The 753-nt window shown below is 71.7% G+C and carries 1 protein-coding gene; it reads left to right on the top strand.

Translation table 11 applies throughout. From position 1 onward, the window contains the following. Positions 1 to 753: acetate/propionate family kinase (locus FK268_RS23030; protein ID WP_146437774.1), on the top strand; the 753-nt coding region annotated here is incomplete at both ends.

Here is a 753-nt window from a genome sequence, read left to right as displayed (position 1 = left end):
GCCCGCGGGCTCGACCTCACCGACGGTGCCGGCACCCCTGCGGGGATCACCGCCGTCGGGCACCGCGTGGTGCACGGCGGCCGGTCCTTCCACGCGCCCACACTCATCGACGATCACGTGCTCGCCGAGATCCGCCGGCTCAGTTCGCTGGCGCCGCTGCACAACCCGGCCAACGCGCAGGGCATCGAGGTGGCGCGCGAGCTGCTGCCCGGCGTGAAGCAGGTCGCGGTCTTCGACACCGCCTTCTTCTTCGACCTGCCGCCCGCGGCCGCCACGTACGCGATCGACCGGGAGCTCGCCGCCGAGCACGCCTTGCGCCGCTACGGCTTCCACGGCACCTCGCACGAGTACGTCTCGCAACAGGCCGCGAAGTTCCTGGGGCGTCCGACGACCGAGGTGAACCAGATCGTGCTGCACCTCGGCAACGGGGCATCCGCCTCGGCGGTCCGCGGCGGCCGCGCGGTCGACACGTCGATGGGCCTGACCCCGCTCGAGGGCCTCGTCATGGGCACCCGCAGCGGCGACGTCGACCCGGGGCTGGTGCTCCACCTCGGCCGCTCGCTCGGCATGAGCATCGACCAGATCGACGACCTGCTCAACCGGCGCTCAGGACTCAAGGGCCTCGCCGGCGAGAACGACTTCCGCGCGCTACGCGCCCTGATCGACGAGGGCGACGAGCACGCGAAACTCGCCTACGACGTGTACATCCACCGCCTCCGCCGGTACATCGGCGCCTATCTCGTCGACCTCGGC

The organism is Tsukamurella sputi, from assembly GCF_007858445.1.
Lineage (GTDB): Bacteria > Actinomycetota > Actinomycetes > Mycobacteriales > Mycobacteriaceae > Tsukamurella > Tsukamurella sputi.
The sequence above is the reverse complement of the archived record's forward strand: the minus strand, read 5'-3'. Positions and strand labels throughout refer to the sequence as shown.